Source organism: Mycobacterium sp. 852002-51163_SCH5372311 (genome assembly GCF_001667115.1).
GTDB lineage: Bacteria > Actinomycetota > Actinomycetes > Mycobacteriales > Mycobacteriaceae > Mycobacterium.
This window is the reverse complement of record NZ_LZIJ01000183.1, coordinates 54,655-80,213: the sequence shown is the minus strand read 5'-3', so window position 1 is coordinate 80,213 and position 25,559 is coordinate 54,655. Positions and strand designations below refer to the sequence as shown.

23 protein-coding genes and 1 pseudogene are annotated in these 25,559 nt (G+C 66.6%); 14 read left to right on the top strand and 10 right to left on the bottom strand.

Annotated features, from left to right (window positions below):
- Window positions 1-110 precede the first annotated feature (110 nt).
- Complete coding sequence (locus A5791_RS21645) at window positions 111-362, bottom strand: hypothetical protein (protein ID WP_067241222.1); 252 nt, start codon at window positions 360-362, stop codon at window positions 111-113.
- A 60-nt stretch (window positions 363-422) separates the two neighbouring features.
- On the opposite strand from A5791_RS21645, the gene A5791_RS21640 reads away from it, so the two are divergent.
- On the top strand, window positions 423-1,367 hold the full coding sequence (locus A5791_RS21640; protein ID WP_067241220.1) for a nucleoside hydrolase: 945 nt from the start codon (window positions 423-425) through the stop codon (window positions 1,365-1,367).
- Here the strand turns inward: A5791_RS21640 and A5791_RS21635 are convergent.
- Window positions 1,364-1,762, bottom strand: coding sequence for a nuclear transport factor 2 family protein (locus tag A5791_RS21635; protein ID WP_067241218.1), 399 nt, complete (start codon window positions 1,760-1,762; stop codon window positions 1,364-1,366). The genes A5791_RS21640 and A5791_RS21635 overlap by 4 nt on opposite strands.
- A gap of 64 nt (window positions 1,763-1,826) precedes the next feature.
- Between A5791_RS21635 and A5791_RS21630 the strand changes: the two genes are divergently transcribed.
- Window positions 1,827-2,279 (top strand): hypothetical protein, encoded by a 453-nt coding sequence (locus A5791_RS21630; protein WP_067241216.1) that lies wholly within the window; start codon window positions 1,827-1,829, stop codon window positions 2,277-2,279.
- On the opposite strand, the gene A5791_RS21625 is transcribed toward A5791_RS21630, so the two are convergent.
- Window positions 2,266-3,378 carry an enolase C-terminal domain-like protein gene (locus tag A5791_RS21625; RefSeq protein WP_067241214.1) on the bottom strand — a complete coding sequence of 371 codons (1,113 nt, stop codon included), beginning with the start codon at window positions 3,376-3,378 and terminating at the stop codon, window positions 2,266-2,268. The two genes, A5791_RS21630 and A5791_RS21625, sit on opposite strands and share 14 nt — an antisense overlap.
- Before the next feature lie 44 nt (window positions 3,379-3,422).
- Between A5791_RS21625 and A5791_RS21620 the strand changes: the two genes are divergently transcribed.
- Together A5791_RS21620 and A5791_RS21615 are read left to right on the top strand one after the other, a co-directional pair.
- Entirely contained in the window at window positions 3,423-5,213 is a 1,791-nt protein-coding gene (locus A5791_RS21620) for a glycoside hydrolase family 15 protein (RefSeq protein ID WP_067241211.1), read from the top strand.
- A 663-nt stretch (window positions 5,214-5,876) separates the two neighbouring features.
- Window positions 5,877-6,617 (top strand): cutinase family protein, encoded by a 741-nt coding sequence (locus A5791_RS21615; protein WP_067241209.1) that lies wholly within the window; start codon window positions 5,877-5,879, stop codon window positions 6,615-6,617.
- Window positions 6,618-6,649: 32 nt separating this feature from the next.
- On the opposite strand, the gene A5791_RS21610 is transcribed toward A5791_RS21615, so the two are convergent.
- On the bottom strand, window positions 6,650-7,903 hold the full coding sequence (locus A5791_RS21610; protein WP_067241206.1) for a KasA/KasB family beta-ketoacyl-ACP synthase: 1,254 nt from the start codon (window positions 7,901-7,903) through the stop codon (window positions 6,650-6,652).
- A gap of 259 nt (window positions 7,904-8,162) precedes the next feature.
- Between A5791_RS21610 and A5791_RS21605 the strand changes: the two genes are divergently transcribed.
- Entirely contained in the window at window positions 8,163-8,903 is a 741-nt protein-coding gene (locus A5791_RS21605) for a cutinase family protein (protein WP_067241204.1), read from the top strand.
- 168 nt (window positions 8,904-9,071) lie between these two features.
- A pseudogene (locus A5791_RS21600) lies at window positions 9,072-10,237 on the top strand (alpha-hydroxy-acid oxidizing protein).
- Between the two features lie 2 nt (window positions 10,238-10,239).
- On the opposite strand, the gene A5791_RS21595 reads toward A5791_RS21600, so the two are convergent.
- The 4 genes from A5791_RS21595 to A5791_RS21580 all read right to left on the bottom strand — a co-directional run bounded on the left by A5791_RS21595 (window position 10,240) and on the right by A5791_RS21580 (window position 15,632).
- Window positions 10,240-11,775 (bottom strand): DNA polymerase Y family protein, encoded by a 1,536-nt coding sequence (locus A5791_RS21595; RefSeq protein WP_067241276.1) that lies wholly within the window; start codon window positions 11,773-11,775, stop codon window positions 10,240-10,242.
- A 35-nt stretch (window positions 11,776-11,810) separates the two neighbouring features.
- The gene (locus tag A5791_RS21590; RefSeq protein ID WP_067241201.1) at window positions 11,811-12,449 is read right to left on the bottom strand and encodes a hypothetical protein; all 639 of its coding nucleotides are present in this window, start codon (window positions 12,447-12,449) and stop codon (window positions 11,811-11,813) included.
- A 323-nt stretch (window positions 12,450-12,772) separates the two neighbouring features.
- Window positions 12,773-14,347, bottom strand: coding sequence for a glutamine-hydrolyzing GMP synthase (guaA, locus tag A5791_RS21585; RefSeq protein ID WP_197504753.1), 1,575 nt, complete (start codon window positions 14,345-14,347; stop codon window positions 12,773-12,775).
- Window positions 14,348-14,438: 91 nt separating this feature from the next.
- Window positions 14,439-15,632, bottom strand: a complete 1,194-nt coding sequence (locus tag A5791_RS21580) for an acyl-CoA dehydrogenase family protein (RefSeq protein WP_067241197.1) — start codon at window positions 15,630-15,632, stop codon at window positions 14,439-14,441.
- Window positions 15,633-15,690: 58 nt separating this feature from the next.
- Between A5791_RS21580 and A5791_RS21575 the strand changes: the two genes are divergently transcribed.
- The gene (locus A5791_RS21575) at window positions 15,691-16,344 is read left to right on the top strand and encodes a TetR/AcrR family transcriptional regulator (protein ID WP_067241194.1); all 654 of its coding nucleotides are present in this window, start codon (window positions 15,691-15,693) and stop codon (window positions 16,342-16,344) included.
- Window positions 16,345-16,356: 12 nt separating this feature from the next.
- Here the strand turns inward: A5791_RS21575 and A5791_RS21570 are convergent, their stop codons facing one another.
- A complete protein-coding gene (locus tag A5791_RS21570) occupies window positions 16,357-16,998 on the bottom strand; it encodes a helix-turn-helix domain-containing protein (RefSeq protein WP_067241192.1) in 642 nt (213 codons plus the stop codon).
- 79 nt (window positions 16,999-17,077) lie between these two features.
- Here A5791_RS21570 and A5791_RS21565 point away from each other — a divergent pair, with 79 nt between their 5' ends.
- The 6 genes from A5791_RS21565 to A5791_RS21540 all read left to right on the top strand — a co-directional run bounded on the left by A5791_RS21565 (window position 17,078) and on the right by A5791_RS21540 (window position 23,886).
- Complete coding sequence (locus A5791_RS21565) at window positions 17,078-18,598, top strand: MFS transporter (RefSeq protein ID WP_067241189.1); 1,521 nt, start codon at window positions 17,078-17,080, stop codon at window positions 18,596-18,598.
- Window positions 18,595-19,686 (top strand): NmrA family NAD(P)-binding protein, encoded by a 1,092-nt coding sequence (locus A5791_RS21560; protein WP_067241186.1) that lies wholly within the window; start codon window positions 18,595-18,597, stop codon window positions 19,684-19,686. The genes A5791_RS21565 and A5791_RS21560 overlap by 4 nt, the downstream gene beginning before the upstream one ends.
- Window positions 19,683-19,895, top strand: a complete 213-nt coding sequence (locus A5791_RS21555) for a hypothetical protein (protein ID WP_067241184.1) — start codon at window positions 19,683-19,685, stop codon at window positions 19,893-19,895. The genes A5791_RS21560 and A5791_RS21555 overlap by 4 nt, the downstream gene beginning before the upstream one ends.
- Entirely contained in the window at window positions 19,892-20,701 is an 810-nt protein-coding gene (locus A5791_RS21550; RefSeq protein ID WP_067241182.1) for a class I SAM-dependent methyltransferase, read from the top strand. Before A5791_RS21555 ends, A5791_RS21550 begins: the two co-directional genes overlap by 4 nt.
- Before the next feature lie 75 nt (window positions 20,702-20,776).
- Entirely contained in the window at window positions 20,777-21,529 is a 753-nt protein-coding gene (locus A5791_RS21545; protein WP_197504751.1) for a beta-phosphoglucomutase family hydrolase, read from the top strand.
- Window positions 21,526-23,886: a glycoside hydrolase family 65 protein gene (locus tag A5791_RS21540; protein WP_067241177.1), complete on the top strand. Its 2,361-nt coding sequence runs from the start codon at window positions 21,526-21,528 to the stop codon at window positions 23,884-23,886. The genes A5791_RS21545 and A5791_RS21540 overlap by 4 nt, the downstream gene beginning before the upstream one ends.
- Window positions 23,887-24,031: 145 nt before the next feature.
- On the opposite strand, the gene A5791_RS21535 is transcribed toward A5791_RS21540, so the two are convergent.
- Entirely contained in the window at window positions 24,032-24,598 is a 567-nt protein-coding gene (locus tag A5791_RS21535) for a TetR/AcrR family transcriptional regulator (RefSeq protein WP_067241174.1), read from the bottom strand.
- 58 nt (window positions 24,599-24,656) lie between these two features.
- Here A5791_RS21535 and A5791_RS21530 point away from each other — a divergent pair, with 58 nt between their 5' ends.
- Entirely contained in the window at window positions 24,657-25,559 is a 903-nt protein-coding gene (locus tag A5791_RS21530) for a TauD/TfdA family dioxygenase (RefSeq protein WP_067241172.1), read from the top strand.

The following is a 25,559-nucleotide window of genomic DNA, read 5'->3' as shown; positions in this document are numbered from 1 at the left end:
TCGGCGCGGCTCGGCACCTGTCTTGCCGTCTGCGCTTTCCTGGGTACGTTCTTGGCTCCGAGCTCCGCTGCGTTTCCCAGTAGTGGTAAGTGGCAAGGTTTTTGGTCAGACTATCCGGCCGACCAAACTCGCTCGGTTCCAGTCACTTTGACATTGTCGAGCACCGATCCCATCAAGGGAACGATTGTTGTCCCCAGCATGGGTTGCACGTCGAGTTGGACTGAGACGAATCGCACGTCGGATACGTTGCGGACGGTGGCGGCGAACAACATCGGGGGGCCCTGCCGGGACAACGTCTGGAATGTGACACTCGAGGCCGACGGGCGCATCTCCGGCACCGACAGTGTCGATTCCGGCGTCATCGTGAACCTCACCCCCAGCCGATAACGTCGAACGGCGGGGATCTGACGACCCTTACCGCGATGAACCTCGTTTTCACCGACGTCGACACCGGCATCGACGATGCGATGGCGTTGATATTCCTGCTGGCCAGTCCGGATGCCGAGCTGGTAGGCATCGCATCGACGGGCGGAAATATTTCCGTCGACCAGGTGTGCGCGAACAACCTCGGTTTGCTCGAATTGTGCGGGGCCGCCGACATACCCGTTTCGAAAGGTGCCGACGACCCACTCTGCGGCGAATGGCCCGATCACGCAAACTTCCACGGGCCCAAGGGCTTAGGTTATGCGGAACTGCCACCGACCAACCGCCGGATCACCGGCCACGACGCCGTCACCGCCTGGGTCGACGCGGCCCATACCCACTCCGGGGAGCTGATCGGTGTGGTCACGGGTCCGCTGACCAACCTGGCTCTGGCGGTGCGCGCCGAACCCGCGCTGCCCACGATGTTGCGCCGATTGGTCATCATGGGCGGCGATTTCGGGACGGCTGCCACCACTGCCGAGTGGAACATCAGAGTCGATCCCGAGGCGGCCGTCGAGGTATTCGCGGCTTGGACAGGGCGGCAACAACTTCCAATAGTGTGCGGCCTCAACGTAACTCGTAAACTCGCGATGACGCCGGACAGGCTGAGCACGCTGGCGTCCGCCGCGGGCCCGTCCGCGTTGACACGGGTGATCGAGGACGCGATGCGGTTCTACTTCGAGTCACACGTAGCCCGCGGTCACGGCTATCTTGCATACATGCACGATCCGTTGGCTGCAGCGGTCGCACTGGACCCCGAGTTGATGGCAACCGAGACGGCAACCGTGGACGTCGAACTGACGGAGCCGCGCGGCGCGGCGGCGGCCGACTGGTCGAGAACGCGAGAACCCAACGCGCAGATCGGAACTGACGTCGAGCCGGCGCTGTTCTTCGACCGCTACCTCGACCGCGTCGCGCCGTTCGCCCGTAGACTAGCCACCTAACCGGGCTCCGCCTGAACTACCGCCTTGATCTGATCCATGACCGACTTCAGGTCGTAGGCTTCTCGCCACTGCATGATTCGCCCGTCCGGGTCGAACTCGAATACCGCCATCACCACCGACGTAATCGGACGCCCCCGGAAGGTGGCGTTGCTGACCTGCTCCACCATGACGGTCGGCCCGTCGACGACCAGCGTCGTCACCTCAACACGCACGCCGCCGAGCGCGGTGAGCTGCGCGGTCAGTTCGGACTTGATGGCGTCGGCACCCTTGCGCACACCTTGCGGACCGTCCACCCATTCGGCGGCGGCGTGAAAAAAGCCGCCCAGTTCGTCCGGCTTCGGGTGTTCCCAAGCGGCAAAGAACCTGCGTACCAAGGACTCCGGCGAATAGCTCATGGCAGAATCCTAAAACTACGCCCGCTCGATTGGAGCCGGCAGGATTCGGGCATATCTGTAGGCCATGAACGTTCGTGGTATCGAGCTGTTGCGCGCGGCATGGGGTGCCGTGCTGCTGGCGGTCCCCGGTCTGGTGCTCACGTCGATGCGCGCGGTGCAGGTCGACCGAAAGTCCATTGTGGTGGTGCGCATCCTTGGAGCACGCCACCTTGTCCAGGCGATGTCGTCGGGCATCAATCCCAGCCCGGAAGTGCTCGCGGCGGGCGTGTGGGTCGACACCGTGCACTCGATGACGGCCGTGGGCCTCGCGGTCGCCGACCGGAACCGACTTCAGGGCGGCCTGGCGGACAGCGTGGTTGCGGCGGCGTGGGCGCTACTGGGTCGGCGACACCTGCACACCGGCAAGTTCGAGGTACGGCCCATGAGCGCGCGTGATCGGTTGGCGTACTTGGTGATAGGGAATCTGCCCGGGGGACGAGCGCTGATGTCCCAAGCGCGTCAGATCAGGCAACCCTGAACTGCTCGAGGTCCGCCTGCTTGACGGTCAACCCATGCCCGGGTGCCGTCCGGTCCGGGCGCAGCAGGCCGCCCGATTCGGGTTCGATCGCCCCGTCGAACGCCAGCCCTTCGATGCGGACGTGGTCGTGGAAGTACTCCAGGTGCCGCTGGTGCCACACCGCGGTGCCGACCTGCGCGCTTATCTGTGGGGCGCAGTGCAACGAGAGGTCCAGGCCACGCGCGTCGCACAGTGCGGCCACCTTGAGCACCCCGGTGATGCCGAGGGCACGGGTCACGTCGGCCTGCAAACAGTCCACCGCCCCCGCGGCCAGCATCTGGTGAAAGTACGGCAGGTGATATCCGTATTCGCCGGCAGCGATGTCCATCCCCGGCGGCCCCTGCTCGCACAGCTGGCGCAGACCGTCCAGATCGTCAGAGCTCACCGGCTCCTCGAACCACCGCACGTCGTACTCGGCGAAGCGGTTAGCCCACAACAATGCCTGTTTGCGGTGATAGGCGCCGTTGGCGTCGACGAACAATTCCACGTCCTCGCCGATCGCCGACCGGGCGGCCGCGACTCGGCCGATGTCGGCGCCGGGGTCCCGGCCGACTTTCATCTTGACCCGCGGAATACCGGCCTCGACCCAACCTTGTAGCTGGGAGCGCAGGGTGTCGTTGTCGTAGGAGGTGAACCCGCCGCTGCCGTAGATCGGCGTCGCGTCGTGAACAGCGCCGAGCGCGACGACGAGTGGTTCATCCAAGAGCCGGGCGCGCAAGTCCCACAGCGCGATGTCCACCGCCGAGATCGCCGAGGCCACCACTCCCGGCTTGCCCAGGTTGCGGACGGCGTGCTGCATCTGCGCCCACCGGGCCGGCGGTTGCAGGGCGTCGGCCCCGTTGAGGACATCGGCAAGCTTGGAGTCCACCACGGTGACCACCGAAGTGCCGCCGTAGGTGTAGCCGGTTCCGACCTGGCCGCCGGCCCGCACGCTCACCAGGATGAGGGTGGTGGAATCCCATGCCAGTGTGCCGTCCGACTCCGGCGCGTCGGTGGGGATCGAGTAGGCCGAAGCCTCGACCGATTCAATGGGGACCGGTTCGCCCGCATGCAACGTCATGCCGGGTGACTACCCGCCAGGTAAACGGGGTATGCCCGCATCCAGTGAAAGACCGCAAGGACAGACCACAAGCCGAACTGGCTCTGCCGCACGTCCTTCGCGAATACGCGTTGCTCGCCGACGGGGAACGCGGGATCGTCGTCGGGCCGCGCGGGGACTGCTGCTGGATGTGCTTGCCGCGCTGGGACAGTCCCGCGGTCTTCAGCTCGCTGCTCGGCGGTCGCGGCGGGTACGCCGTCGCTCCGGAACATCCCCGGTTCGTCTGGGGCGGTCGTTATGAGCAGCGGTCGCTGATTTGGGTGTCGCGCTGGGTGACCACCGACGGCATCGTCGAATGCCGCGAGGCCCTGGCGTTTCCGGGTGACCCCCACACCGCGGTGGTGTTGCGCCGCGTCCGCGCCATCGACCAGCCGGTCGCGATGCGCGTTGCCCTCGATGTGCGCGCCGGCTACGGCGCCAAGCGCATGCGCCAACTCTCCTGCGACGACGGAGTGTGGACGGGACGGTCGGGACCGCTCCGCTTCAGGTGGACCGGCGCCGGCGCGGCCACGCATCGCGAGAACGGCTCGCTGCAGATGGTTGTCGAGGTCAATCCCGGCGAGGACCACGACTTGGTCCTCGAACTCTCCGATCAGGAGCTACCCACCAGCGCAGCCCGGCCCAACGATGCCTGGCGCGACACCGAAAGCGCTTGGGCACAAGCGGTTCCAGCATTCTCCGACACGCTGGCCGACGCGGATACGCAGACTGCGTACACCGTGCTGCGCGGTCTGACCAGCAGCGGGGGCGGGATGGTGGCCGCGGCCACCATGTCGCTGCCGGAACGAGCCGAGCAAGGACGCAACTACGACTACCGCTATTGCTGGATCCGCGACCAGTGTTATGCAGGGCAAGCCGTCGCAGCCGCCGGCGCGCACCCCCTGCTCGACGACGCCGTCCGCTTCGTCAGCGAGCGGGTGCTTGCCGACGGTCCCGGCCTCAGGCCGGCCTACTGCGTCACCGGGGCTGCACCTCCTGAAGAAGAAGCCCTCGACCTCCCCGGTTATCCGGGTGCCGCAGTCAAGACCGGCAATTGGGTGACCGGCCAATTTCAGCTGGACGCGTTCGGCGAGGCGCTACTGCTGCTGGCCAGCGCCGCTCGGCTGGACCGCCTCGACAAAGAGCATTGGCAAGCCGTGCACACGCTGGTGCAGGCGATCGAACAACGGTGGCGCGAACCGGACGCCGGAATCTGGGAGGTCGACGACCGGCGCTGGGCTCATTCGCGGCTGATTTGTGCGGCAGGACTGCGGCGCATCGGCGAGGTGGCGCCGTTGCGGCACGGGTCCGAATGGCAGCGCCTGGCCGATCTGCTTGTCAACGACACGAATTCGGACTGCCTGCACTCCAGCGGAAGATGGCAACGCGCACCGAAGGATTCGAGGGTCGACGCGGCATTGCTGATGCCGTCGATCCGCGGCGCCATCCCGGTCAACGATCCGCGTACCGTCGCGACTCTGCAGGCGGTGCGCACCGAGCTCGGCCAAGACGGGTTCGTCTTCCGCTTCCGCCCCGACGAACGCCCGCTCGGCGAGGCCGAAGGGGCGTTCCTGCTCTGTGGGTTCCTGATGGCTCTGGCCGATCATCAGCAGGGCAACGAGCTGGCGGCGGTGCGGTGGTTTGAGCGCAACCGGACCGCGTGCGGCCCACCCGGTCTGTTCACCGAGGAATTCGACATCGAACAACGGCAACTGCGCGGCAACTTGCCCCAGGCCTTCGTGCACGCGCTGTTGTTCGAAGCGGCGCACCGGCTGGCGGATGCGAGCGGCCCGCCGGTGGGCACCGGAACCAACTGACGCAGCGGTTTCCGCCGTTTAACCGGCGTATCGGGCGGGTAAACCCCCGATTATAGCCATTGGCAACTGTTGCTCAAGGAGCCTGATGCCCAAGCGCGCGTCCACTCAGCCTGTCGGGTGAGACGGTGAATGTCGCTGTGGTGAATGTCGCTGTGGTGATCGACTTCTCGACGTATCTCACCGACCCCGTCGAGATCGACCCGCTGGGCAGTCCGGACGTCGCGGTGCTGGACCACCATGGAGCTGCTGACTCCAGTACAACGAACCTAGCGTCGAACTGCGAAAGAGTATGCGTACCAACGGTTACGGACTTTTGCTGCCGCCGCCCGCGCGTAGGATGAAAGCGCCGCTGCCCGCAGTGAAGCGCATAACTCCGGGCAAGACCTCCGCACCGAAGCGTCTTATCAGCCCGTCCGCACGAAAGTCGGCATGAGCACTGGGAGTTCGGCGACATCTGCGCGGGCTGCGACTGGACGATAGGATGGGTTGTTCACCCAACAGATTGAATTGATAGGACGTCGCGTGACTGATGAGTGGCGAAGGCTCTGGCGGCCAGCACATTTGGCTATCGAGAACGGGCATTGCGGGCAGCAGCGGACCCCGCGCTACAGGTCCGGAAAATTTTTCCGTTTAGCCAACGGTTCAGCGGGCAAGTACTGCGGCATGAACGCACGTGACATCCTTCGCCTTCTTGGTTCAGCAATCCTGACAGCCGCAGGCGTCGGCGCGGCAGTCCTGTGGGCTCCCGCTGTCCCGGACGCGTCGGCCCAGTCGTGTCCCGACGTAGAGGTGGTGTTCGCCCGCGGCACCGGTGAGGCTCCCGGTGTGGGTCCCACTGGACAGGCGTTCGCCGATAACCTGCGCTCACGCATCGGCGGACGATCCATGGACGTCTACGCGGTCAACTACCCCGCCAGCGACCAGTGGGACACCGGCATCGACGGCATCAGAGACGCCGGCGCCCACGTCGTCAACATGGCCGGCAGCTGCCCGCAAACCCAGATGGTGCTCGGCGGCTACTCGCAGGGCGCGGCCGTCATGGGCTTCGTCACCTCCAACTCCGTACCCGAAGGAATCGACCCCGCCACCGTGCCCAAGCCAATGAGCCCCAACGTGGCCAACCACGTCGCCGCCGTCGTGCTGTTCGGCATGCCCAACGTGCGCGCGATGAACTTCCTGGGCGAGCCCCCGGTCGTCATCGGCCCGGCCTACGCGGCCAAGACCATCAAAGTCTGCGCGGTCGAAGACCCGGTCTGCTCGGACGGAATGAACTTCTCCGCCCACAACACCTACGCCGACGACGCCTCAGTCATCGACCAGGGCGCTGCGTTCGCCGCAAGCCGCCTCGGAGGGCACAGCGCACCACCGCCAGCGGGAACACCCCAACCCGGCTTCGGAGAATAGCCAGCTCTCAGGAGCGGTAAGCCACCGAGGTGCTACCCGCACCGGCCAAAGACCAGGGCGACGTTGTGGCCGCCGAAGCCGAACGAATTGTTGACCGCGTACGTGTAGTTACCGGTCCGCGGCTCCCCTGTCACGACATCCAGGTCGATCTCCGGATCCAGATAACGCAGGTTCAGTGTCGGCGGGATGACGCCGTCCCGCAGTGCCAGAACCGTGAGGATCGACTCCACCGCGCCGACCGCGCCGATCGAATGACCGAGGGCCGCCTTCGGCGCGTAAACCGCCGGCCTGTGGGCACCGAACGCTTTGTTGATGGCGTTCGCTTCGGCCCGGTCACCGAGGTCGGTCCCGGCGGCGTGCGCATTGACGTGGTCGATGTCGGTGGGGGCCAGTCCGGCCAGCTGGATCGCCTTGGTGATCGCGTGCGCAGCCCGCACGCCGGTGGGATCAGGCGCCACTACGTCGTAGCCGTCGGAGGTGATGGCCGCACCCATCAACCTTGCCATCATGGGGGCACCACGGGCTTCGGCATGCTCTTTCGTCTCGACCACCAGCAGCGCGCCCGCTTCGCCGAACACAAAGCCGTTGCGGTCCTTGTCGAACGGGCGGCACGCGCCGGCAGGATCGTTGTCGGTCGTCGACAGCAGGCCCATCTGGCCGAACGCCGCGACGGGCACCGCCTCGATCTTGGTCTCGATGCCGCCGCAGATCGCGATGTCGGCCTCGCCAAGCACAATGTGCTGCCAGGCTCGGGCGATTGCCTCGGCACCGGAGGCATCGGCCGACGTCGGGGTGAGGATTCCGGCCCTGGCCCGATGTTCAAGGCCTACCCAGGCGCTACCCGAGTTGGGCATCGCCATCAGCACGCCCAACGGGTTGACGCCCTTCATACCGCGCTTGCGAATGTCGTCGTACCAGACGACCATTTGCTCCGTCGAACCCATCCCGGTGCCGATCGAAACCATCAACCGATTGGGTTCGGCCTCAGGCGAACCGGCGCTCGCCCACACTCGCCGCCCCAGCACTATGGCCATCTTCTGCAGGAACAGCAGTCGGCGCCGCTCCACCCGCGTCAATTCGCAATCAAAATCCTCGAGCAGTTGCGCGCCGATGCGTAACGGTGCGTCCAACAGCTCGGCATGCAGACCATCGAGCTTGCGAATCCCGGTCTGTCCGTCCAGCAGCTTCTTCCAGGTACCGTCCGCATCCGTGGCCAGCGCGGTCGTCATCGCGACACCGGTCACAACGATCTCGGGGAACCCATCTATGGTCGAGAATTCAGCCACAGCGTTGCCTCGTCTCCTCCAAAAGCCATGCTGTCAACCAACTTCAGTACCCATCGACGCGGAATGTCTCCGCTTGGACAGGGTAAACTGTCCGACGTTGCTGAGTCCGTTGCCAAAGAGGCCGGCGCAGCCGGGCCGACGGCTATGGCCTGTGGTCGCCGCGACCAGCACTTAAGCGCCCTGCGATGGTGGACAGCGGGTGGGACGCCTGGCGAAATTGCCCGTTTAGGCAAATCGTCCTGCGGGGAAATATTGCGGCATGAACGCACGTGACATCCTTCGCTTCCTTGGTTCAGCAGTCCTCACCATCTCAGGCGTCGGCGCGGCTGCCCTGTGGGCTCCCGCTGTCCCAGCTGCGTCAGCCCAGTCATGTCCCGACGTGGAGGTGGTGTTCGCCCGCGGTACGGGTGATCCTCCCGGTATCGGCAAGACCGGACAGGCCTTCGTCGACAACCTGCGCCCACGCATCAGCGGAAAGTCAATGGACGTCTACGCGGTCAACTATCCCGCCAGTGAGCAGTGGGAGACCGGGCTCGACGGTATTCGCGACGCGGGTGCCCACATCGTTTCCATGGCGAACAGCTGTCCACAAACCAAGATGGTGCTCAGCGGCTTCTCCCAGGGGGCTGCCGTCATGGGCTTCGTCACCTCGAACGCGGTGCCGGACGGTGTCGATCCTGCGACCGTGCCCAAACCAATGGACCCGGGAGTGGCGGATCATGTCGCTGCAGTCGTACTCTTCGGGACGCCGAACGCCCGGGCCATGAACTTCCTCGGCGAGCCGCAGGTGGTGATCGGCCCGCTGTATCAGGCAAAGACCATCAAGGTATGCGCCGTCGAGGATCCGGTGTGCTCGGACGGGATGAATTTCGCAGCACACACCACATATGCAGACGACGCCGCCGTGATCGACCAAGGGGCGGCCTTCGCGGCAGGCCGCCTGGGAGGTCGCAGCGAACCACAGCCGGCCGGAGCTCCACAGCCGGGGTTCGGGGAATGACCAGTTCCTGACCCGACTTTCGCGACCAAAGCTGGTTGGCGGCAGTGCGATTCCCCCGGGCTGATAAGCGGTGACACAGTCTCATGTAGTGGGGCAGCAGGTTTAGTTCGGATACCTGTTCGTCCGCGGGCGGCGTTTAGGGGACCAATCGCCGGGTATCTGCGTGCCATGGCGTTCGCCGAGTATCAAAACGAACTCTATGAACAAGGACAGGCCGGCAGGCAGCCGCCGTACCCGATCGCCTTCGCCGAGTTAGAAGCCAAGGCAGCCGCGGCGATGCCGCCGAAAGTGCTGGGGTATGTCGCCGGCGGCGCCGGAGACGAACTGACCCAGCGGGCAAATGTCGAGGCATTCAAGCGCTGGGGTGTGTTCCCGCGCATGGGTATTGCTCCCACCGAACGCGACATGTCGGTCGAGCTCTTCGGGTTGACATTGCCGGCACCGATATTCATGGCCCCGATCGGGGTCATCGGAGTGTGCGCCCAAGACGGCCACGGCGACCTGGCTGCTGCCCGCGCGTCCGCCCGCACGGGCGTGCCGTTCTTCGTCGGGACGCTGACCTCCGATCCGATGGAAGACGTCGCCCCCGCGCTCGGTGACACCCCGGGGTTTTTCCAGCTGTACACGCCCCCGACCGGGAGATGGCCGCCAGCCTGGTGCACCGCGCTGAAGCATGCGGGTTCAAGGGCATCGCGGTCACCCTCGACACCTGGGTCACCGGCTGGCGTCCACGTGACCTGAGCGCCGGGAACTACCCGCAGGTGCCCAGCGGCTGCCTGGCCACCTACACCAGCGACCCGGTTTTTCGCGCCGGCCTGGATCCCGGCGAAGACGCCACCGAGGCGGCCGTGCGCAAATTGCCGATCTTCGGCGGCCCATTCAGGTGGGACGACCTGGAGTGGTTACGGTCGCAGACCAGCTTGCCGCTGATGGTCAAGGGCATCTGCCATCCCGACGATGCGCGGCGCGCCAAAGACCTTGGTGTCGACGGCATTTACTGCTCCAACCACGGCGGTCGGCAAGCCAACGGCGGGCTGCCCGCGCTGGACTGCCTGCCGGGGGTGCTCGAGGCCGCCGACGGGCTGCCGGTGCTGTTCGACTCGGGCATCCGCAGCGGCGCCGACATCATCAAAGCCCTCGCGATGGGGGCGACCGCGGTGGGCATCGGCCGCCCGTACGCCTACGGCCTGGCGCTCGGGGGTGTCGACGGCATCGTGCACGTACTGCGCTCCTTGCTTGCCGAAGCGGACCTGATCATGGCCGTCGACGGGTATCCCTCGCTGAAGGACCTGACGCCTGATGCATTGCGCCGCGTCGAATACCTTGGGGCATAACCCTATTCGTAGATCCCTTCGAGATACCACCTCCTTTGGCGATAGCACAGCAGCAGCGCGCGCTCGGTTTCCAGCAGCACCTGGGCACGGGCGGTGCGGCCGGCGGCCCCCGCTCGCTCCGGATCCCACCACCGCTCGTCGACCGGCCACGGTCCGGACCACCACCGCAGCCGATCGTCTTGATCACGGAAGGTCAATCGTGCAGGGTCGGCGGAGAACATTCCCCGGTTGGTCACCCGTATCGGATTGCCTTGAGCGTCAAGCAATTCCACCGGATCGTCGAGCAGCACCGCCGGCGACGGTCCCGGCAGCTGGCCGGGCCAGGGCTGATTCGGGTCGGACTGCGGCACCGGCTCGTCGCCCAGCGGAGTAAGGGTGATGCGTTCGGCCGGTCCGCGGCCGCCGGACAACACCGGCACCTGCACCGCCTCCGGGCCGAGTAGGCCCTGCACCCGAACCAGCGCGCGACGGGCCCGCAGCCTGTCCTCCTCCCCCAGACCGCCCCAGAGCGGCAACTGCAGCGCCTCGGCGGACACCACCTCTATCGCCTGCAGCCTTAGCAACGTCACCGGCGACGTCGGCCGGTCCAGAGCCTTTCTGTTGCTCAGCCACCCGTCCAGTTGCCAGCGCACCCGGTCAGCGGTGGCATCCTCGGTCAACGGCTCGGCACACCGCCACACCCGTTCCAGCTCTTCGCCGTTGGCGGTGACGGCATGTATGGCCAGCCGGGTACATCCCACTCCGGCGGCCATCAGCATTTGATGCAAACTGCCGGCCAGCGAGCGGCCCGCGAAAGCCGCGGCATCAACCCGGTCGATCGGCGGATCGCAGTCCAGCACGGCTTCGAGCTCTTGCGGTGGCTCGCGACCGGACGGCCCACGTTCGGATTGCCCGCGAGCGAACCGGTGGGCCGCCACCCCGTCGGCACCGAATCTGGAAGCCACGTCGGTGCGGGACAGCGCGGCGAACTGACCAATGGTGCGAATCCCCAACCGCCACAACAGATCCGTCAGCTCTTCCCGGCCCGGACCGGACAGGCTCGGCTCGGTGGCAAGCTGCCGGATCGACAGCACCGACAGAAACCTCGCGTCGCCTCCCGGCTCTACGACACGGCCCGCACGCGCAGCCAGGACCGCGGTGGACAGCTGGTCTGCGATCCCCACCTGACACTCGGCGCCGGCCACGGCGACGGCATCGATCAACCGCTCGGCCGCCTGTTGCTCGGACCCGAAATAGCGGGCCGCCCCGCGCACCGGCAGCACCAAGAGCCCGGGCCGCAGCACCTCGGCGCGCGGCACCAGGTCGTCCACCGCCGCGATCACACCTTCGAAGAAGCGGGCGTCGCGGTCGGCGTCGGCGGTCGCAACGTGCAGTTGCGGGCAGCGGGCCGCCGCCTCCCGGCGACGCAGGCCTCGCCGCACTCCCGCCGCACGAGCGGCAGACGAGCACGCGATCACCCGGTTGGCCAGAGTGACCGCGACCGGAGCCGTCGCGGGCCGGCCCGCTGCTGCCCCCGCCGCGACCGCGGGCCAGTCCATGCACCAGATCGCCAAAACCCGGGAAGCCACGAGATTCACCCGGTTCGGATCCGGCCGATCACCCGTCCCCCCGCACACCCGCGAATCTGCAGCCGCACCCCCCTGATTCGTCCGAACCCGGGGCTGCTGTCGGCCGTGATCTCGTAGCCGCAAACCCGGGCCTCCAGCCGGGCCAGGGCTCCTTGCCAGTCGCCGTCGGTGACCAGCAGGGTGCAGCCTTTGTGACGGGCCCGGGCCGCCACCACCCGCGTCCGCGACCACGGCACCCGGCGCCCACCCAGACCGAGCACCACCAGGTCCATGCCATCGATGAGCACCGCGGCCACCTCCACCGGGTCGGTCCCGGGATCCGGTATCACTGCGAGCCGGCTCAGATCCGCTCCCATCTCCGCAGCGGCCAGCAGTCCGATATCCGGCTGCCCGACGATCGCCGCGTTACCTCCGGCCGCCGTCACCGACGCGACCATGCTCAGCACCAGCGACCGGGCCCCCGACAGCATCGCCACCGTTCCGCGGGGGACCAGCGCCTGCCCGGTCGGCTCCGGCAGCAGGTCATCTGGGTGGACATGGCTGCCGGACATCTTCTCGGAAACCGCCGCCATCTTCCGGCGCAGCAGTTTCAGCTGCTCAGCACGGTTTTCCTGAGGCAGTTCGGAGGCCAAAGCCGCAGTCATGCCAAGCCTCCCGAGAGTGATTGTTCGAAAGTATGTTCGATTAATTCGAGTAAACACCCGCCCTTGGACCCCGTCAAGCCACCGTCAAGACGCTGAAAACGCTGCCTTGCGGGAGGCGTGAAACCGCAGGGCAACCGCGGTCCGGCACACAGCGCCGGTTCAGTGTGTATCTACGGCGTTGGCTGTGAATCTATGGCGTTGACAGTGAATCCTGGGCGGTTAGAAATCGCGAATCGACGCCGTAGGCTCACGCGCAAAGCCCAGGATTCACGCGCAAAGCCCAGGATTCACACCCAACGCGCAAGGCCCAGCCGGCCTACCCGCTACTCCCACTCGATGGTGCCGGGCGGTTTGCTGGTGATGTCCAGTACGACGCGGTTGACCTCGGCCACCTCGTTGGTGATCCGGGTCGAAATGCGCTCCAGCACTTCGTACGGCACCCTGGTCCAGTCGGCGGTCATGGCGTCCTCGCTGGACACCGGCCGCAGCACGATCGGGTGCCCGTAGGTGCGGTTGTCGCCCTGCACCCCGACCGAGCGGACGTCGGCCAGCAGCACCACCGGGCACTGCCAAATCTGGTGGTCCAGACCTTCCGCCGTCAGCTCCTCACGCACGATCGAGTCGGCGTGCCGCAGCGTAGCCAACCGCCCGGCGGTGACCTCGCCGACGATCCGAATGCCCAGCCCCGGTCCTGGAAATGGCTGACGCGCAACGATTTCCTCCGGCAAGCCCAGCTCCCGGCCGACCGCACGCACCTCGTCTTTGAACAGCAGCCGTAGCGGCTCGACGAGTTTGAACTTCAGGTCGCCGGGCAGACCGCCGACGTTGTGGTGGCTCTTGATGTTCGCGGTGCCGCTGCCGCCGCCGGACTCCACCACATCCGGATACAGTGTGCCTTGCACCAGAAACTCAATGTCTTTTCCGGGGCCGTGCCCCCCCAACACATCCCGCACCGCACCCTCGAAGGCGCGGATGAACTGCCGGCCGATGATCTTCCGCTTGCCCTCGGGGTTAGTCACACCCGACAACGCCTCCAGGAAAGTCTGCGCCGCATCGACGGTGACCAGATTGGCGCCCGTAGCCGCGACGAAATCGCGCTCCACCTGAGCCCGCTCACCGGCGCGCAACAGCCCGTGGTCGACGAAGACACAGGTCAGACGATCACCGATGGCGCGTTGCACCAGCGCTGCGGCCACCGCGGAATCCACGCCGCCGGACAGCCCGCAGATTGCGTGGCCGTCGCCGATCTGCAGACGCACCTGGTCGACCAACGCGCTGGCGATGTTGGCCGGTGTCCAGTCGGTGCCCAGCCCGGCGAAGTCGTGCAGAAACCGGCTGAGCACCTGTTGGCCGTGCGGGGTGTGCATCACTTCGGGGTGATACTGCACCCCCGCCAGCCGCCGATCGCGGGCCTCGAAGGCCGCCACCGGGGCGCCCGCGCTGCTGGCCACCACGTGAAATCCGTCGGGCGCGGCGGTGACCGCGTCGCCGTGGCTCATCCAGACCGGCTGGACCTGCGGTAGGTCCGAATGTAGCTCGCCGCCAAGGACTTTCAATTCTGTCCTGCCGTACTCGCTGGTGCCGGTGTGGGCGACGGTTCCACCGAGCGCCTGCGCCATGGCCTGAAACCCGTAGCAGATGCCGAACACTGGCAGGCCGAGGTCGAACAGCGCAGGATCCAGTTGCGGAGCACCCTCGGCATAGACGCTGGCGGGTCCGCCGGACAGCACGACGGCCAGCGGATCACGGGCCTTGATTTCGTCGATCGGCGTGGTGTGCGGGATCACCTCCGAGAAAACCCGTGCTTCTCGAACCCGGCGGGCGATCAACTGCGCGTATTGCGCGCCGAAGTCGACCACGAGCACCGGTCGAGCCGGCGGTGAAGGCGATGTAGGCACGGCGACCTCGTCGGAGACATCAGCGGATTCGGCCACGCAGCCAGCTTAGTGGCTCGCGAAGCGTGCCCGGGTGGGTCTTAACTGCGCTGCTTCACATCATGTGGGTCGGTTGCGCAATGCCGAAGCGGGTGCCGGCGTAGCGCTTGAGGGCGGACGGGCTGAAATACACATGCTGGCCGGCGGTGTGCAAATCCCGGAAGCACCGTTGCAGGGGGTGGCTCGCGTGCACCGCGCGCGCACCGGTCAACGAGAACGTCGTATCGACTGCTTGACGTGCCGCCCGCATCGCCTCCTGGGCGGCGAGTTGGAAGCCGGCGCGCTGCTCCAGCGATGGCGGGTCGCCGGCACATGCGGTGGCCCACAAGGAACCGGCCTCATCGAGAACGAAAGCGCGCGCTGACCTCAAACTGGCTTCAGCACAGGCGAACTCGACCTGTGCGGCCGGATCCTCGGCAAGCTGCTGGAAGGTGCCGGCGCGGGTCTTGGTCGCCGCGAGATCGGTGAATTCGTCGAGTGCGCGTCTGGCGATCCCGAGCGGGACACCGACCAGGGCAATTCCGACGAGGGTGAAGAACGCCAGTCTCCACAGTGGCCCGTCGTGACGTGCCGGCTGGAAGAACGGGCTGATGGTGTGCTCTTCGGCGACGTGGAGACCTCGGGCGACGATGTCGTTGCTGCCGGTGGCGCGCAGCCCCAGGACATCCCAGTTGTCGACGATTTCGGCGTTGGCGCGCGGAAAGAACGCGAGGCGCCAGTCGGGACCCTGTCCGGGGATCATTCGCGGCGTTTTGCCGTCGAACACGAATATCCCGGTCAGCATCCATTCGGCATGGCGGCAACCGCTCGCGAACGGCCAACGACCGTCGACGGCGAACCGTCCGCTGCCATCCGAGACGGCCCGCCCGGTCGGAGCGAACACCGTGGCCGCCAAAAAGTCGGCGTTCGAGCCGAATAGCTCTGTGGCGACGGCAGTTTCGAGCCAGGCCGTGAACGCCGGTGCGCCGGCACCGATCGCCGCGATCCAGCCAGTCGAACCGTCGGCTCGCGCCAGTTCCTCGACTACCTGAATGAATTCGACTGGGGCCAACTCCAACCCGCCCAGGGAGCGTGGCTGCAGGGCGCGGAAGACGCCGGCCTCGCGCAGCCCCTCGACCAGATGGGGCGGCAGTGTCCCGAGCGCCTCGGCCTCGTCGGCGCACTGTGTGATTTCGGGTGCCAGCGCCCGCGCTGCCGCCGCGAGATGATCACCGTCCGAAACGACCGCGGGGCGTGTTGCGGTTGTCATGTGCGCTCCCAGTTCTGATACAGTGACTAGTAATAGATACAGGAGCATGTACTGAAATATGGGATCTGTCAAGAGCCAGCCGCCGCGCCGCTACGACTCGACCCGTCGTCGTCAACAGGCACAGCAGAACCGACACGCGGTGCTGGCGGCTGCCCGGAAGCGCTTCCTGGCGCAGGGTTATGCGACAACGACCATCGCAGAGATCGCGCGGGACGCCGGCGTGTCTGTCGAAACGGTGTACAAGGCCTTCGCGACCAAAGCGGGCGTGCTCAAAGCACTTTTCGACGTGTCCGTCGCGGGCGACGACGAGCCGATCCCGATGGTGCAGCGAGACGTGATCCAGAACGTGGTCAATGCGACCGAGGCGGCCCGCAAGCTCGAAATCTACGCCCAGCACCTCGCGTCTACCATGCCGCGCAGCGCTCCGGTCCAGCTACTCGCACGCGATGGCGCCGCGTCGTCCCCGGACGCTGCGGAGGTCTGGAAGCAGATCCGTCAGGAAACTCTTGCTGCAATGACGATGTTCGCGTCGGATCTCGCCAATACGGGCCAGCTACGAGTCAGCTCCAGACAGGCGCGCGACGTCCTGTGGACGTATCACGCGCCCGAGCTCTACGAGCTTCTCGTCATCGAACGCGGTTGGTCGGCGGGGCGATACGGCAAGTTCATCGCACACGCACTCATCGCCGCCCTGCTCGCGACCCAAGATTGAAACGCTTGACACCTACAGCGAAAACGCTTTACGCACCGCGCCGACGGCATCGGGGTCGCCCTTGCAGTCGATGCGCCGGAGCGCCGCCCTGCGCTTACCTTCGGTCGCTCCCAGTCGCGCGGTGACCAGGTCGGTGGCGCTGGCGTTGATCGTCACCGCGGGTTCGCCGTGAGCCGGGCCGAGACGACCTTCGGTCACCGCGAATTCGAAACGGCGGCCGTCGATCTCGACCCGGCACGTCACCTCCAGACCGGCCGCCTGACGCGAGTTGAAGCCCAACAGGATGCCGGCCAGGAACCCGTTCAACGGCGATGCCGGGCCGTCCCCGATCGGGTCCAGCCGGTCCAGCCCGAACCATGCGATGCTCTGCAGAATCGGCAGCACCCGCTGCCAGCCCAGGTCGCTGAGGGTGTACACGGTCCGCCCGATCGGGGCCGGCAGGTCGGCGCGGTCGACGAGCCCGGCGTCTTGCAGTTCCTTGAGGCGCTCGGCCAGCAGATTGGTGGCGATACCCGGTAGCTCGTCGCGCAGGTCACCATAACGGCGAGCGCCGCCGACCAGCTCCCGCAGGATCAGCAACGTCCACCGCTCACCGAGGACATCGAGCCCGCGGGCGATCGGACAGTTCTGGTTGTAGTTCCGGCGAGGGGGCACCCCAACACGTTAACAAGGCTGGACATCTTTTTCTACTAGGTACTTGATTTATTTGTCTATTAACTTTAGTGTCTTGTCCATGCGCACCGAGCCGATGCTCCGAAACCATCCCATTCCCGCACTCGCGGTCATCTGCCTCGGGGTCTTTGTCATCAGCGTCGACGCCACCATCGTCAACGTCGCGCTCCCCACCCTGTCGCGCGAACTCGGCGCCGACACCGCCCAGCTGCAATGGATCGTCGACGCCTACACCCTGGTCATGTCCGGCCTGCTGCTGTCGGTCGGCAGCCTGTCCGACCGCTACGGCAGGCGTGGCTGGCTCAACTCAGGACTGGCCCTGTTCGCCCTCACGTCTGCCGTTGCCGCACAGTCGGATTCGGCCAACGCACTGATAGCCGCCCGAGCAGCCATGGGCGTGGGTGCGGCGGTGATCTTCCCGACCACGCTGGGGTTGATCACCAATATCTTCACCGATCCGGCTCCGCGCGCCAAGGCGATCGGGCTGTGGGCGGCCATGGTCGGCGTCGGGGTGGCGGTGGGCCCGATCAGCGGCGGCTGGCTGCTCGAGCACTTCTGGTGGGGCTCGATTTTCATGGTCAACATCCCGATCGCGGCGCTGGCGATCGTCGGCGGCATCCTGTTCGTTCCGACCTCGCGCGACCCGGCCGCGCCGCGCGTCGACGCGCCTGGGTTGCTGTTGTCGGCAGCCGGCATCACGACGCTGGTCTACACCGTCATCGAGGCGCCCACCTGGGGATGGACCGACGCACGGACCGTCATCGGATTCGCGATCTCGGCAATCGTTCTCGCGGGGTTCGCACTGTGGGAGCGGCACACCACCCACCCCATGCTGGACGTCACGGTGTTCTTCAACCGCCGGTTCTCCGGCGGTAGCCTGGCCGTGACCGCCGGGTTCCTGACACTGTTCGGCTTCATCTTCGTCATCACCCAGTACTTCCAATTCATCAAGAACTACACGGCCTTTCAGACCGGCGTGCGACTACTGCCGGTCGCCGCGTCCATCGCCCTGGCCAGCATCCTGGGACCGCGACTGGTCGAACGAATCGGCACCACCACCGTCGTCGCCGCGGGCCTGACCGTGTTCGCCGCGGGGCTGGCATGGGCGTCCACGGCCGACGCGGCCACGCCATACATCGAAATCGCCGCGCAGATGCTGTTGCTCGGTGGCGGGCTCGGCTTGACGACGGCGCCGGCCACCGAGGCCATCATGGGATCGCTCTCCGCCGACAAGGCCGGCGTCGGCTCGGCCGTCAACGACACCACCCGCGAACTCGGCGGCACCCTCGGCGTTGCCATCGCGGGCAGCATCTTCGCCTCGGTGTACTCGGGACATCTCGACACGGCGCCAGGGCTGCCCACCGAGGCGATGCGGCACTCAATGGCGCTGGCGCACAGGGTGATCGAGCAATTGCCCGCAAAACAAGCCGAGTCCGTCCGCGACGCCGTCAATCACGCATTCCTGGACGGCCTGCAGGCCAGCTCGCTGGTCTGCGCGGGCATCGCGCTGGGCGCGGCAATCGTCGTCGGCTGGCTGTTGCCGGCCTGGGAGCCGGCACGTCAAGAAAGGGAAATTCGATGACACACAATCGCGTATTGGTAACCGGTGCCACGGGCAGGATCGGCGGCGCGGTCGCCGTCCAACTGCTGAAGCGGGGGATCCCGACCAGAACCATGGTCCATCGCGACGATGCACGCAGCGCTCGGCTGCGAGACTTGGGAGCCGAGGTCGTGGTCGCCGATATGTTTGACGTTCAACAGGTTACGGCCGCGATGGAGGGCGTCGACCGGTTCTTCTTCAACGCCCCATACCATCCCCATGCGCTCGATAGCGCGGTGACGTTTGCCGTGGCCGCCCGGCGCGCGGGTGTGCAAGCGGTGGTGGCCCTTGGCCAGTGGCTGGCCAGCCCCGAGCATCCGTCCCTGATGACCCGGCAAGCCTGGTTGACTGACAAGTTGTTCGAGCTGTTGCCGGACACCGCCCACGTGGCGGTCGATCCGGGCTACTTCGCCGACAACTACCTACAGCTGGTCCCGGTGGCCGCGCAGCTGGGAGTGTTGCCGACGCCGACCGGCGCGGGCCGAAACGCACCGCCCTCCAACGAAGACATCGCCCGGGTTGCCGTCGGCGCGCTGCTCGACCCGCACCGCCACGACGGCCGCACCTACCGCCCGACGGGACCGGCACTGCTGTCCGGGGCGGAGATCGCCGACGCGATCGGTGCGGCGCTGGGCCGGCGGGTGCGCCACATCGACAGTCCCCCTTGGCTGTTCATGCGTGCGGTACGGGTGAACGCCAAGCGACTCCACGCCGACATGTTCTTCGAATCCAGCCTGCGTCACTATCTGCCCGAGCACGGCCTGGGGACGTGGGAAATGGGCGGCCCCACCACGCACGTCTACGACGTCGCAGGCGTCGAACCCGAGGACTTCCTGACGATCGCTCGCCGTTATGTCACCGGGCCGGAATCCCGCCGCACCGCAACCAATCTCATCCGCCAAGTGTGGAACTTCATGTTGATCGGACTGGTACCGATGCACCGGCTGGACAAGTTCGACCGACTTCAGCAGCATCCCCGGCCCGCCCATCCCCGGCTCTCGGCTCAATCAGCGGTGTGGCGCGACGAGCACAGCGCAGTGCGCGAGCCAGAAAGGACAATCACGCGATGAGTACAACCCCCACCGGCAGCCGCTATGTCCTGGGCCATGCCGACGTCGAGGTGCGGCGATTGGTCTCTCCCGTCGCGCAGCACAACGGCTTCGGCATCGACGAGCTAACCGATACCGACGAGTTCGTGTCGCGGTTCCGTGCAGAGGCGCTCGCGGCCGGCGCCCTCATCACGATGCCTCCCCTCCTCACCGAATGGGTGCAGAAATGACGGAGACAATCGCGGCCCAGTACTCGACCGGCCTGTCGCGGCGGAACATCGAGGCGGCACTGACCGCCGCCGGGAAAGACCTCGACCACCTCGAACCCGCCGACCTGGCCCTGCTGGAGGACTTCCACACCATGGGGCGCTACGCCACCAGCCAGCTGGTGGACCTTGCGCAGATCACCACCGACAGTAGGGTGCTCGACGCCGGCAGCGGGGTCGGCGGCACCGCGCGCTACGTGGCCCACCGCTACGGCTGCCCGGTCACCGCCGTGGATCTCACCGACGAGTACTGCCAGACGAATCGTTGGCTCAACGGGCTCGTCGGGCTCGACGACCTGATCTTGGTTCGTCAAGCGGACGTGACCGAACTCCCCTTCGCCGACGGCACTTTCGATGTCGTCGTCAGCCAACACGTCCAGATGAACGTGGCCGACAAGTCGCGCCTGTACTCCGAAGCACGCCGCGTCCTCACAGCCGGTGGACGGCTTGCCATGTGGGACATCACGATTGGCGACGCCCGCGAACTCGGCTATCCGCTCCCGTGGGCCGATCACCCCACAGCCAGTCATCTGGTCACCTCCGAGGGATTGCGCGTCGCCGTCGAATCGGCCGGGTTCTCGGTCGACGGCTGGAACGACCTCACCGACCAGGCGGCCGCCCTCATGCAGACCATGCTGGCCCAGCCCGTCAACCCGCTGGGCCTGCACGCGTTCGTCCCCGGCTTCGCATGCAAAGCCGAGAACCTGACCGAGGCGCTGGCCGACGGGCGACTGCGAGTCATCCAGGGGGTCGTCCGGGCGGTCGGCTGAAATCGACTCACCAGATTGGTGGCGGCACACGCACAAGCATGGTGGAGTGGATACCGCCCAACCCCCGAAAGTGAGGTGTCCGTGAGCCCGCTGGGTCTGCCGGAAAACATACGTGCTTGTTTGTTCGACCTCGACGGTGTGCTCACCGATACCGCGAGCGTGCACACCAAGGCGTGGAAAGCCATGTTCGACGCGTATCTGAAGAAACGCGCCGAGGACACCGGAGAAGAGTTCGTGCCCTTCGACGTGGCTGCCGACTACCGCAAGTACGTCGACGGCAAGAAACGCGAAGACGGGGTCCGGTCGTTTCTCGAGAGCCGCGGAATCGAGCTGCCCGACGGCAGCCCGGACGACCCGGGTGACGCCGAGACGGTATACGGGCTGGGCAACCGCAAGAACGACATGTTCCAGAAGGTGCTGCACGACGACGGCGTCAAGGTGTTCGACGGGTCGCGACGCTATCTGGAGGCGGTGTCGGAGGCGGGTCTCGGGGTGGCCGTGGTGTCTTCCAGCGCCAACACCCGCGACGTCCTGGAAATCACCGGCCTCGATCGGTTTGTCCAGCAGCGGGTGGACGGGGTGACGCTGCGCGAGGAAAACATCGCCGGCAAGCCTGCGCCGGACTCGTTTCTGCGCGCGGCCGAGCTGCTCGAGGTTCCCCCCGACGCGGCTGCGGTGTTCGAGGACGCGATATCCGGCGTGCAGGCGGGCCGGGACGGTAACTTCGGCGTGGTGGTAGGCGTCGACCGGGTGGGCCAGGCCGAAGATTTGCGCCGCAACGGCGCCGACATTGTGGTGACCGACCTCGCCGAGCTGCTGCAGTCATGATTACTGAAGAAGCCTTCCCCGTCGAACCGTGGCAGATCCGTGAGACCAGGCTCAACCTGAATATTCTGGCCCAGTCGGAGTCGCTGTTCGCCTTGTCCAACGGGCACATCGGGTTGCGCGGCAATCTCGACGAGGGGGAGCCGTACGGCCTGCCGGGTACCTATCTGAACTCCTTCTACGAAATCCGGCCGCTGCCGTACGCCGAGGCCGGATACAGCTACCCCGAGGCCGGCCAGACCGTTGTCGACGTCACCAACGGCAAGATCATCCGCCTGATGGTCGACGACGAGCCGTTCGACGTCCGCTACGGCGAACTGATCGAGCACGAGCGGTGCCTCGACCTGCGCGCCGGGACATTGGTCCGCCGCGCACACTGGCGCTCGCCCACCGGCAAGGAAGTCAAGGTGGTCTCCACCAGGCTGGTGTCGCTGGTGCACCGCAGCGTGGCGGCCATCGAGTATGTGGTCGAAGCGGTCGACCAATTCATCCGCGCGACAGTGCAATCCGAACTGGTGACCAACGAAGACCAGCCGGAGACCTCGGACGACCCGCGAGTCTCGGCCATCCTGGAAAACCCGCTGGAGGCCGTCGCCCACGAAAGCACCGAGTACGGAGCACTTCTCATGCACCGCACCCGCGCAAGCTCGCTGATGATGTCCGCCACGATGGACCACGAGGTCGACGTTCCCGGGCGGGTCGAGGTTTCCACCGATGCCCGCCCCGACCTGGCCCGCACCACGATCATCTGCGGGCTGCGTCCCGGCCAGAAGTTGCGCATCGTCAAATACCTGGCATACGGCTGGTCCAGCCTGCGTTCCCGCCCGGCACTGCGCGACCAGGCCGCCGCCGCACAGCACAGCGCCCGCTACAGCGGCTGGAAGGGGCTCATCGAATCGCAACGGGCGTTCCTGGACCTCTTTTGGGACTGCGCAGACGTCGAGGTCGAGGGCGACCCGGAATCTCAGCAAGCCGTGCGGTTCGGGCTGTTCCACCTGGTGCAGGCCAGTGCGCGCGCCGAGCGCCGCGCGATCCCCAGCAAGGGGCTCACCGGAACCGGTTATGACGGGCACGCCTTCTGGGACACCGAAGGCTTTGTGCTGCCGGTGCTGACCTACACCCTGCCGCACGCCGTCGCCGACGCGCTGCGCTGGCGCGCGTCGACGTTGGACCTGGCGAAGGAGCGGGCGGCCGAGCTCGGCCTTGACGGTGCCTCGTTTCCGTGGCGAACCATCCGCGGTCAGGAATGCTCGGCGTACTGGCCGGCCGGAACCGCCGCCTGGCACATCAACGCCGACATCGCGATGGCCTTCGAGCGCTACCGCGTGGTCACCGGCGACGAGTCGCTGGAGGCGGAGTGCGGTCTGGCCGTGCTGATCGAGACCGCGCGGCTGTGGATGTCGCTCGGGCACCACGATCGCCACGGTGTGTGGCACCTCGACGGCGTCACCGGTCCCGACGAGTACACGGCGATCGTCCGCGACAACGTGTTCACAAATTTGATGGCGGCACACAACCTGATCACCGCGGCCGACGCCTGCGCCCGCCACCCCGATGCGTCCGGAGCAGTGGGTGTCACCACCGAGGAAATGGCGGCCTGGCGCAATGCGGCCAACGCCGCCCACATTCCCTACGACGACGAGCTCGGTGTGCACCAGCAGTGTGAAGGTTTCACCACCCTGACGGAGTGGAAATTCGATACTGACACCACCTACCCGTTGCTGTTGCACGAGGCTTACGTGCGGCTCTACCCCGCGCAGGTGATCAAGCAGGCCGACCTGGTGCTGGCGATGCAGTGGCAGAGCCACGCGTTCACGCCCGAGCAGAAGGCGCGCAACGTCGACTACTACGAACGGCGCATGGTGCGCGACTCGTCGCTGTCGGCGTGTACCCAGGCGGTCATGTGCGCCGAGGTCGGGCATCTGGAGCTGGCCCACGACTACGCCTACGAGGCCGGCCTGATCGATCTGCGCGACCTGCACCAGAACACCCGCGACGGGTTGCACATGGCCTCGCTGGCCGGCGCGTGGACCGCGCTGGTCGCCGGCTTCGGCGGGCTGCGCGACGACGAGGGCGTCCTGTCCATCGATCCCCATCTGCCCGACGGCATCTCTCGTCTGACGTTCCGGCTGCGCTGGCGCGAGTTCCGGCTGACCGTCGACGTCAACCACACTGACGTGACCTATACGCTGCGCGACGGGCCGGGCTCCGAGCTCACGATCCGGCACGCCGGCGAAGACCTCGAGCTGAACACCGAAGCGCCGACGACCATCGCGGTGCGCAAACGCAAGCCGCTGCTGCCTGCGCCGCCGCAGCCGCCGGGGCGTGAGCCCGTACATCGCCGGGGACTGATCGGCTGACTCAGCGCGGTTCGACGCCGTCGGGCGTGCATCCACGGATTTGGGTGTGTATCCAGGGCGTACCTCGGGCGATTTTCACCGCCCGGTGTTCACAACCGAAGCCCCCAATACACACTCGATGCTGCGTCGGAGGGGCCAACGCGACTCAGCGCGGTTCGACCATCCGCGCGGCCTCGTCGAGCACGGCCTGCCGCAGGTCGGCATCCGTGAGCTCGTCGAGACCCGTCGCCGAGCGCAAGATCGGCGCGAACAGCCGCCAACCGAATTGCAGCGCAAGGGCATTGGCGACGGCCAGCCGTGCGCTGGCGTCGTCGTCGTGGCTCGGGCGCACCCGCTCGAGCAGCTCTGCGACGTTGGGGAAGCGCTTCTGCAGCTGGCCGGCCGGGTAGCCGTCGAGCACCGTGCGGGCCATGACCCGCATCTGCCGATCCAGCGCCCGTTCGACGACGTCGGCGGGCGCCTGCGATTCCAACAGGTCGGTCAAATTCGCGCCGAGGTGATCGAGCACGGCGCCGACCAGTTGTTCCTTCGTGCCGAAGTGGCGAAATACCAGTCCGTGGTTCACCTTCGACCGAGCGGCGATGTCGCGGATCGACGTCGCGGCCGGCCCTCGCTCCGCGAACAGGTCGGTGGCGGCGTCCAGGATCGCCGCGGCCACCTCTTCGCGTCCGGTGGGAATCTTGCGGCGGCCACTTGCCGAAGATGTAGTCATGTGACTACACTAGCCGATGTAGTCAACTGACTACACCAATTCTTCCAAGGAAACAGCGATGACAAACTCGATCACCGTCACCAAGCTGGGCAGTCGAATCGGCGCCCGCGTCGACGGGGTCCGCCTCAGCGGTGACCTCGATGCGCCCGCGGCCGAAGAGATCCACCAGGCGCTGCTTGCCCACAAGGTGATCTTCTTCCGCGACCAGCACCACCTGGACGACGCGCAGCAACTCGCGTTCGCCGCTCTGCTGGGCACGCCGATCGGCCACCCGGCCGCGGCGGTGCTGTCCGCCAAGAACGCGCCGATCATCACGCCGATCAACTCCGAATACGGCTCGGCCAACCGCTGGCACACCGACGTCACCTTCGCCGCGAACTACCCGGCGGCCTCGATCCTGCGCGCGGTCACGCTGCCCAGGTATGGCGGATCGACGTTGTGGGCGTCCACCGCGGCGGCCTACGAGCGGCTACCCGATCCGCTCAAGTGCCTCGTGGAGAATCTGTGGGCGCTGCACACCAACCGCTACGACTACGTGAGCCCTCAAGCCCAGGCCTCGATGACCGACGCGCAGCGGGCGTTCCGCCAGGTGTTCGAGAAGGCCGATTTCCGGACCGAGCACCCCGTGGTGCGAGTACACCCGGAGACCGGCGAACGCACGTTGGTGGCCGGCGATTTCGTGCGCAACTTCGTCGGCCTGGACAGCCACGAGTCGACCGTGCTGCTGGAATTGCTGCAGCGGCGAATCACCATGCCGGAGAACACTGTTCGCTGGAACTGGGAGCCTGGCGACGTTGCCATCTGGGACAACCGGGCCACCCAGCACCGGGCGATCGACGACTACGACGGCCAGCCCCGGCTCATGCACCGGGTCACCCTGATGGGCGATGTGCCCGTCAACGTGCACGGGGAGCGCAGCCGCGTGGTCAGCGGCGCACCCCTTGAGGTGATCGCGAGCTGA